The 8,296-nt window shown below is 66.0% G+C and carries 8 protein-coding genes and 2 pseudogenes; 2 read left to right on the top strand and 8 right to left on the bottom strand.

The features are described 5' to 3' along the window. Window positions 1-118: pseudogene (locus ACP7AZ_RS16775) on the top strand (IS630 family transposase); the annotation flags it as partial. Between the two features lie 202 nt (window positions 119-320). On the opposite strand, the pseudogene ACP7AZ_RS16770 reads toward ACP7AZ_RS16775, so the two are convergent. The 4 genes and pseudogenes from ACP7AZ_RS16770 to ACP7AZ_RS16755 form a co-directional block, all read right to left on the bottom strand. Next, window positions 321-1,013 (bottom strand): annotated as a pseudogene (locus tag ACP7AZ_RS16770) (IS6 family transposase). A gap of 257 nt (window positions 1,014-1,270) precedes the next feature. Further along, entirely contained in the window at window positions 1,271-1,594 is a 324-nt protein-coding gene (locus ACP7AZ_RS16765) for a hypothetical protein (protein WP_426039799.1), read from the bottom strand. Further along, window positions 1,591-4,074, bottom strand: coding sequence for a cytochrome c oxidase subunit I (ctaD, locus tag ACP7AZ_RS16760; protein ID WP_426039798.1), 2,484 nt, complete (start codon window positions 4,072-4,074; stop codon window positions 1,591-1,593). The genes ACP7AZ_RS16765 and ctaD overlap by 4 nt, the downstream gene beginning before the upstream one ends. Beyond that, window positions 4,071-4,736, bottom strand: a complete 666-nt coding sequence (locus tag ACP7AZ_RS16755) for a cytochrome c oxidase subunit II (protein ID WP_426039797.1) — start codon at window positions 4,734-4,736, stop codon at window positions 4,071-4,073. The genes ctaD and ACP7AZ_RS16755 overlap by 4 nt, the downstream gene beginning before the upstream one ends. Before the next feature lie 21 nt (window positions 4,737-4,757). Here ACP7AZ_RS16755 and ACP7AZ_RS16750 point away from each other — a divergent pair, with 21 nt between their 5' ends. Beyond that, window positions 4,758-5,270, top strand: coding sequence for a DUF2231 domain-containing protein (locus ACP7AZ_RS16750; RefSeq protein ID WP_426039796.1), 513 nt, complete (start codon window positions 4,758-4,760; stop codon window positions 5,268-5,270). On the opposite strand, the gene ACP7AZ_RS16745 is transcribed toward ACP7AZ_RS16750, so the two are convergent. The 4 genes from ACP7AZ_RS16745 to ACP7AZ_RS16730 are packed head-to-tail and all read right to left on the bottom strand — an operon-like array spanning window position 5,240 to window position 8,236. Then, on the bottom strand, window positions 5,240-5,752 hold the full coding sequence (locus tag ACP7AZ_RS16745; protein WP_426039795.1) for a CopD family protein: 513 nt from the start codon (window positions 5,750-5,752) through the stop codon (window positions 5,240-5,242). The genes ACP7AZ_RS16750 and ACP7AZ_RS16745 overlap by 31 nt on opposite strands. Beyond that, a complete protein-coding gene (locus ACP7AZ_RS16740) occupies window positions 5,749-6,447 on the bottom strand; it encodes a cytochrome c oxidase assembly protein (RefSeq protein WP_426039793.1) in 699 nt (232 codons plus the stop codon). The genes ACP7AZ_RS16745 and ACP7AZ_RS16740 overlap by 4 nt, the downstream gene beginning before the upstream one ends. Window positions 6,448-6,503: 56 nt before the next feature. Then, window positions 6,504-7,805, bottom strand: coding sequence for a PQQ-dependent sugar dehydrogenase (locus tag ACP7AZ_RS16735; RefSeq protein WP_426039791.1), 1,302 nt, complete (start codon window positions 7,803-7,805; stop codon window positions 6,504-6,506). Then, a complete protein-coding gene (locus tag ACP7AZ_RS16730; protein ID WP_426039789.1) occupies window positions 7,802-8,236 on the bottom strand; it encodes a DUF2231 domain-containing protein in 435 nt (144 codons plus the stop codon). Before ACP7AZ_RS16730 ends, ACP7AZ_RS16735 begins: the two co-directional genes overlap by 4 nt. Between the last annotated feature and the right edge of the window lie 60 nt (window positions 8,237-8,296).

Genomic DNA, 8,296 nt, shown 5'->3' with positions numbered 1-8,296 from the left:
CAACCGCTTCGTCGTCGATCACAATCAGCAGCCCAAACCCTTCGTCTGGACCGCCGATCCAGACAAAATCATCGCCGCCGCTAACCGCGGGCACCAAGTGATGGAATCAATCCACTAGGTGGTTGAATTGGCTATATAACAATACGTTGGCGCGCATGCTGACAGGCGTCTGTCGGGACCCCGTCTCGCCCCGAAATATTGAGCTCATTCAATATGTTGTTTCATATCGGGTGGGGTCCCGCCTTCAACGCCGATCAACAATGCAGAGGCGCTGTCAGGGCAACTTCGACAACTCGAAAGTCGCCCTACCCCGCCGCCATTCAGGCAACGGCCACCGCCCATGCGGCGTCCGCATCGGCGCGGAAGCGGCGAAGGGCGGGTCTGCTGATCAGATGCCGCTGGATGTTGAAGGTGTTGTAGATCGCCGCGTGGGTGGTGAGGAATTTCTACGCTGATGCTTGAGATTTGAACCGCTGCTGCTGCCGTTCTCGTCGTCGGATCGGAAGGTGTGAGTTCTCGATCCGATTGTTCTCCCGAAGCCAACCGGGTCGATGAAGATACCTCAGTTCCAACTGATCCAGAGCCGCGCTGTATGAGGCCAGGCCGTCGGTCGTGATCGTCTGGGGCTCCACCGGCTGGCTGTGTAGCAGACTTCGGAGAAGCCTCAACGCCGCCTAAGTGTCCCGCCGGCGCTGGACCACGAGGTCCAGGACCTCGCCTTCATCGTCCACTGCGCGCCACAGATACATCCGCTTGCCGCCGATCCAGCAGACCATCTCGTCCAGGTGCCAGCGCGGCGACGGGGCCCCTCGCCGCTTCTTCAGCCGCCGGGCGATCAAGGGGCCGAACTTGATGGTCCAGCACCGGACCGTCCCATAGCTGACGTCGATCCCGCGCTGCGCCAGGAGCTCCTCGACGTCACGAAAACTAAGGCTGAAGCGAAAGTACAGCCAGACGGCATGGCGGATGACGGCCGCCGGAAGCCAGTGGCGCTTGAATGAAATCGGCTTCACGAAACATCATCCGTGTCAGCGGTTTAGGCCGCCCCAAGTGAGGACGTTTTAGCGTTGGCCTGACAGCACCGGCGCTCCGGAAGTGTCGATGCAGCGCATCGAGCCGCTCCGGAACGGTTTCGACCCCGGCCACCTCGGTCAGGACCGTTACCAGGTGGATCAGAACCGAGGGCGATCCGCCGGCGCTCTCACGAGTCATATCGACGAGCGGAACCGCCGCACGGGTCCTGCGGGATTCTTGGAAACGGCGCCGAATCTCAAAGACAATAGGTTGTGGTCACTGTGGGCAGGAGGCTCCACACGACGGCGACCAGGCCGACCCACCCCGTCGCGCGGCTGACGAAACGCACGAACGGCGAGGACGAACTGAAACGCTCGGCCTGAAGACCCCAGACCAGCCCCACCTGGATCAACACGGCGAGCCCATAGGCGAGCGCCATCAGGGCCCGCGGGAGCGAGAGCAGACCAAACACCATACCGTCGATGCCGTGCCCGCAGATCAAGCCGTGCAGGCCATATACCGCGCTGAAGCTGGCCAGCCAAACCAGGGGGGCGATCAGGATCCGGATGATGTCCTTCACGACAGCATCCCCGGAAGATGGGCAACCGCCAGGATCAGTATTGCGGTGGCGGCGAGGTAGTCGATCCACAGGGTCACGACCGGGAACTCAGCATGGCGGCGGGGCGACGTGAAGCCCCGGACCACGCGCGCGGCCAGAAACGCCACCATCAGGGCCACCAGGGCGGCGTGGAACAGCGCATAGCCGCCCAGCACCAGCAGCGTCGCACCATAGGCGTGGTCTGCAGGCGTCGGGGCGCGGATCACGATGCCAAGCGCCGCAGCCGCGACGAGCAGGCCCCCCAAGAAAGCGAGACCCAGCCAGATGCGGGGGTCTCCGCCGTGGGCATTGGCCCCTGCGGCCCGGCGGATCGACACCACGGCGAGGCCGGCACCCATGACGCCGAGTGCCAACTCAAGCAGCGAGGCACCGAACCAGGCCGGTGGCGGCCAAGCCGGGGCTACGGTCCACAGGAAGGCGAAGCCGAACAGCAGCGAGCCGAAGAAGGTCGCATTGGCCGTCAGCAGAAAGACCGAGCCCCACCAGCTGGGCGAACGCCCGACCTGGGTGGCGTTGAGCAGGTCCAGCCCCCGGCCGATGGCACGCGGCGGCAGATCGGTCTTTCGCCCCAGCGACCAGGCCCAGCGCCAGGCAAGGATCGTCACCCCGACCACCGCCAGCGGCACCGTCCAGTAGAATTTCAGCAGCAGGGAGACGAAGAACACCCCCGTCACCGCCGCCATCACGATCGGCAGGCGGCTATTGGTCGGATAGATGATGTGGAAGTCCGGCTTGCCGGTCGCGATCTCGACGGTCAGGCTTTCGCGCCAGCCCTGTTCGGGTTCGGACAGATAGCCCTCCCCACGCGCCAGGCGGATCGGCAGTTCGCGATCCTCGGCCAGCGGCTGGCGACTGTTCACGTGCGGCAGGCTGGCGAAATTATAGGCCGGCGGCGGCGTCATCATCGCCCACTCCAGCGTCCCGGCCTGCCACGGATCGCGGCGGCTGCGGCGCGCGGTGAAGGCGTGCAGCACCAGGTCGACGATCACCATGGCGATGCCGATGGCCAGCACGAAACTGCCGATCGAGGAGATCAGATTGATGGTCGTCCAGCCGTCCTCGGGCAGATAGGTCGAGATGCGCCGCCGCTGCCCCATCAGACCGACCCAGTGCATGGCCATGAAGGTCACGTGGAAGCCGATGAACACCAGGGCGAAGGCCAGCTCGCCCAGCCGGAAGAACCGCGCGCGTCCGCTGACGTGCGGCATCCAGTAATAGAGCCCGGCCATGATCGGAAAGACGAAGCCGCCGAACAGGACATAGTGCAGATGGGCCGTCACGAAGGCGGTGTCGTGCGCCTGCCAGTCGAACGGCACCACCGCGACCATGACCCCGGTCAGTCCGCCGATGACGAAGGTGAAGAAGAAGCCGAGCAGATGCAGCATCGGCATGCGCAGGCTGGGCCTGCCCTTCCACATGGTACCGATCCAGGCGAACAGCTGGACCCCCGTCGGCACCGCCACCAGGGTCGAGGCCGCCGAGAAGAAGGCCAGCCCCATGTGCGGGATTCCCGTCGTGAACATGTGGTGGACCCAGATGCCGAACGACAGGAAGGCCAGCCCCGTCGCCGAGGCCACGATCCAGCCGTAGCCCAACAGGGTCGTTCGACACATGACCGGCAGGATGGTCGAGATCACCCCCGCCGCCGGCAGGAAGATGATGTAGACCTCGGGGTGTCCGAACAGCCAAAACAGGTGCTGCCACAACAGGCTGTCGCCGCCGAACTCGGCCTGGAAGAAGGGCAGACCGAAGGCCCGTTCCAGCTCCAGCAGGATCGACCCCAGGATCAGGGGCGGGAAGCCGGTCAGGATCATCAGGGCGGTGACCAGGGCGTACCAGGCGAAGATCGGCATCTTGTCCAGCGACATGCCGGGGGCGCGGTATTTGAGGATCGAGACGGTGATCTCGACAGCCGCCGCAATGGCCGAGATTTCGACGAAGGTGATCCCGATCAGCCAGAAGTCGGTGTTGATCCCGGGCGAATAGATCGCCCCGGTCAGGGGCGGATACATGAACCACCCGCCGTCAGGCGCGATGCCCAGCACCATCGACACCAGCATCATCGTGCCACCGAAAACATAGCACCAGAAGCCGTAGGCCGAGAGCCGGGGAAAGGCGAGATCGCGGGTGCCCAGCATCTTGGGCAGAAGGTACATCGCCAGCCCCTCGAACGTCGGGATGGCGAACAGGAACATCATGATGGTCCCGTGCATGGTGAAGATCTGGTTGTAGATCTCCGGCCCGGCGAAGGCCGATTGCGGCGTCGCCAGCTGGGCCCGGATCAGCATGGCCAGCACGCCGCCGACCAGGAAGAAGAAGAAGGACACGGCCAGGAACATCCGGCCCAGATCCGTGTGGTTGACGGTCGAGATCAGGCCGCGCGGGCCCGGCTCGGACGCCCAGATTTCGGACAGTTTGCGGTGGCGCTGGAGCGTGTTCATGGCGTGCCGCCTCCGACGAAGCGCTCCCAGTCAGAGGGGTCGTGGGCGACCACGGTGAAGGCGAACTGGTCGTAGCCGACGCCGCTGAACTCGGCACTGCGCCCGGCATAGGTGCCCGGCGCGTCGGCCTCGATGCGCAGGACGTTCACGTGGCCGGGAATGGCGTCGAGCTTGCCGGCGAGGCGCGGAACCCAGAAGCTGTGGATCACGTCGGTCGAGGTGATGGAGACATCGACGGGCCGCCCGGCGGGGATGTGCAGGACGTGCTCGGTGATCCGCCCCGGCGCGTCGCCGTAGGCGAAGGTCCACTGCGAGCGGCGCGCCTCTGCGCTGACGTTGACGACGTCGGGGCCCTGTCGGGGCAGCAGGGATTCGCCCGCGATCAGCCCATAGGCCAGGAGCGCCAGCAGCACGACAGCGGGGAAGGCGATGCCCAGCTTTATGACCCACAGCCGCTCGTGCCGCGTCTCGTCGACCGGCCGGCGTTTGCGGACGAAGGCGAGGGCCACCAGCACCATGACGAGGGCGAAGATGGCGACGGCTCCGGCCAGCATCACCCACCAGATCTGGGCGATGGTGCGGGCCGCCGGCCCGGCCGGGTCGACCGTGGACAGGGCCCCCTCGCAACCCGCCGGCATCAGTGCCGTTGTCAGGACGAGCATCGAAGGCCGCAAGGACGACCCGTGACCGACAAGATCGAACAAGAAGCTGACGCCCTGATCGACCCGATCGCCGCCACCGCGGGCTTTTCGGTCACCGAGTCGCGGGTCGCCGTCTTTGGTCACCCGATCCATGCGATGAGTGTCGCCTTTCCGGTCGCCCTGACCTTCTGCACGTTCGGGGCCGACGCCCTGTACTGGTGGACGGGCGACGCGTTCTGGGCCCGGGCCGCCTTGTGGTCCGCCGGCACCGGCTTCCTGTTCGGCATGCTGGCCGGCTTCTCGGGCACGGCCGAGCTGCTGTTGGTGTCGGGCATCCGCGCCCGCGCGCCTGCGTGGACGCATTTCATCATCGCCGTGACCTTGCTGGCCTTGCTCGGCGCCAACTGGGGGCATCGCCTCTACGGCTATGAGGCCGCGGTCCTGCCGTACGGGATCCTGCTGTCGGCGCTGTGTGTCGGCGTGGTGGCGGTGACGGGCTGGCATGGCGGCAAACTGGTCTTCGACTATCGGCTGGGCGTATCGAACAAGAGCTGACCGCCCCTGGGCTCGACCAGCCACTCCGGGAAGGCGACCCAGTCCAGAACCGGCTTGGCCAGCACCAACGTCAGGATGACCAGCATGGGCCCCAGCACCAGGGCGATGGGTAGCCAGGCCGGGGGCGGCCTGTGCTCGCTCGGCTCCTCGCCGATCTTCGCCACGATGTGGCCGATCCAGCCGTGGGCCATGACCAGAGCGGCCACGAAGGCCAGTTTGGCGAACATCCACGGCACATAGACCTCGCGCATGAAGATCAGCCAGGTGCCGGCGATCACCGCGATGACGGCGGCCGGGGTCACGAACAGGGTGTAGGTCAGATGCGAGGCGGTGCGGATGGTGCGGTAGTCCTGCACCGAGATCGCCGGGTCGTGGCGCGTCAGCATCAGCGGCAGGGCCAGCAGCCCTCCGCACCAGACGACCAGACCGATGATGTGGGCCGCCTTGAACAGCGGAACGGCGGGCACCAGCCAGTCGATCATGCGCCGACGGCCTTCAGCTGGGTCCAGCTCCGTCGCGCGATCCACACCGCCGCGATCGCATAGGGGATGCCCGCCGGAACCCACATGATGACCCCGCCCAGGGCCTGATCCTGCAGCGGGGTCAGCCCCCAGGCCAGGGGCGCGAAAGCGTGGGCGGCGTAAAGCGGAGCAGGCGCGAAGGTCAGCAGGGCGCCGAGCAGCCCCATCTGGGCAAAGGCGGCGACCACGAAGGCCAACCGGTCCACGGGCGAGCGACCCTGGGCCAGCACCGCGCGCCAGAACAGCACCGCGCTGGCCAACAGCGACAGCTGCATAACCCAGTACATGGCGACATTGGCCAGGGCGGCGTCATAGGCCTGGGGAAGGTGCCATGCCCAGAGCACCGCTGTTGAAGCTACGAACGGCAGAGCAATCCCCGTAACCCGTCGCGCCGGCAGCGCAGCCGCGAGAAGCGGAGCCGCAACGGCGACAAGCAGGATGTGATGAACCACCCGCGCGGAGAACAGCGCCGACGACAGGGCACAAAGGGGCGACACCAGAGCGATGGCGAGCACCCCGACCGCGACCAGTCCCGTCTTCTGGTGCCGAAGCACGACGGCCATGGCCAGGAGCGCGATCAGCAAGACCGGATCCAGGTTGAAGCTGGACGCGAGCCCGCCCGGCAAGGGCGGGGGTCCGCAATAGGTCACGTCCATCGTCCGCCCCTACCGTCCGAGCGTCGAGACCGGGTTGTCGACTGACTCGCCTGGTATCACGGCGTTCCCCGTGGCGCGACCCGCCAGACCGTGTTGGAAAGGTCATCGGCGATGAACAGCACGCGCCGCGCCGGATCGAAGGTCACGCCGACGGGCCGACCGCGCGCCTTGCCGTCCGCACCCAGAAAGCCCGTGGCGAAGTCGACGGGATGGCCCGTGGGCCGGCCGTTCACGAACGCCACCCAGCTGACCTTGTACCCCGATGGATCGGGCCGGTTCCAGCTGCCGTGTTCGCCGATGAAGGCCCCCTGGCTGTACGCGCCGCCGAAACCGCCGTCGGTCACGAAGGACAGGCCGAGGGCCGCGACATGGGATCCCAGGGCATAGTCCGGGACGATCGCCTGTGCGACGAGGTCGGGCTTGCGCGGCCGCGGGCGCGGGTCGATGTTTTGCCCCCAATAGCTGTAGGGCCAGCCGTAGAAGGCTCCCTCCCGCACCGAGGTCAGATAGTCCGGCACCGCCTGCGGCCCGATCTCGTCGCGCTCGTTGACCACAGCCCACAGGGCACCGGTGGCTGGCTCGATGGCCAGATCGGTGGGATTGCGGATGCCGCGCGCAACGGTCCGGTGGGCCCCGGTCTGGCGATCGATGGCCCAGACAACTGCGCGTTCTTCCTCGACCGCCATCCCGCGTTCGCCGGCATTGCTGTTCGAACCGATGCCGACATAGAGGGTCTGGCCGTCGGCGCTGGCCGTAAGGGACTTGGTCCAGTGATGATTGATGGCCGACGGGAGCTTGGTCAGCTCTTGCGGCGCGGCGGTAATCCGGGTCTGTCCCTCCTGATACGAAAAGCTAACCAGCGCGTCCTGATTGGCGACGTAGAGGGTCCCGTCTACGAAGGCGAGGCCGTAGGGCGCGTTCAGATTGTCGATAAAGACCGTCCTCAGCTCCGCGCGGCCGTCGCCGTCCGCGTCACGCAGCAGCGAGATGCGATTGCCGCTCTCGACATCGGTATTGCCCGTCTTCTTGATGACGCCCGCGATCACGTCCTTGGGACGCAGTGGCGGCGCGTTGCCGCCGCGCCCTTCGGCTACGAGAATGTCGCCGTTGGGCAGCACGATCATCTGACGAGGGATCTGCAGGTCGGTGGCCATCGCCGTGATGACAAAGCCTTCCGGTACCGTGGGCACCTGATCGCCCCAGGCGGTCGGCTGAGAGATTTTCATGGCGGGGACCAGGGTCTCGCGCAGAGGCGGGATGTCCGGACGGGTCCCTGTCTCTTGCAGGTCCGGATCGCTCCGGCTGCAGGCCGACAGCGCCATCAGGAGGGCGGTCGCGCTGACCATGAGGCGGGTCATCGGGCAACCTCCCGGCTGAAGACGTGTGTATGGGCGATGATGGCAGCGCCTATGGCGAAGAGGGTGCTGAGGATCGAGAGCGTCAGTCCAAGACCACCGACCGAGCTCCAGGCGTCACGGCTGTGTTGAAACGCATTGATCAGACCGACAGTGAACAGCAACGCCAGCATCCCAGCGTAGATCGCGCTGCGCAGTTTCTGACCCGTGCGAAACCTTAGTACTAGGGAGACCAAAGCCCAGGCCAGCACCAGACCGTTGAACACCAGAGCGCCGGAGATCAGCCAAGCGGAGAAATTCGCCCACTGCATCTCCTCGGTCCTGAGATAGGTGATGTCGGTGACCAAGGCACCGGGAAAAAGTGCCACCGGGAAGGCGAGCAAGATCGCGTGCACAGGATTAAGAACCGCGCCTGAGGCCAGTGTGAAACGCATCGATTTCTCCTAATTTCGCCCGCGGCGCTGCATACACAACCCCCGGTCGGCCGAATGGTT

It is taken from the genome of Brevundimonas sp. DC300-4, from assembly GCF_049897365.1.
Lineage (GTDB): Bacteria > Pseudomonadota > Alphaproteobacteria > Caulobacterales > Caulobacteraceae > Brevundimonas.
This window is presented reverse-complemented; position numbering and strand designations above follow the sequence as displayed.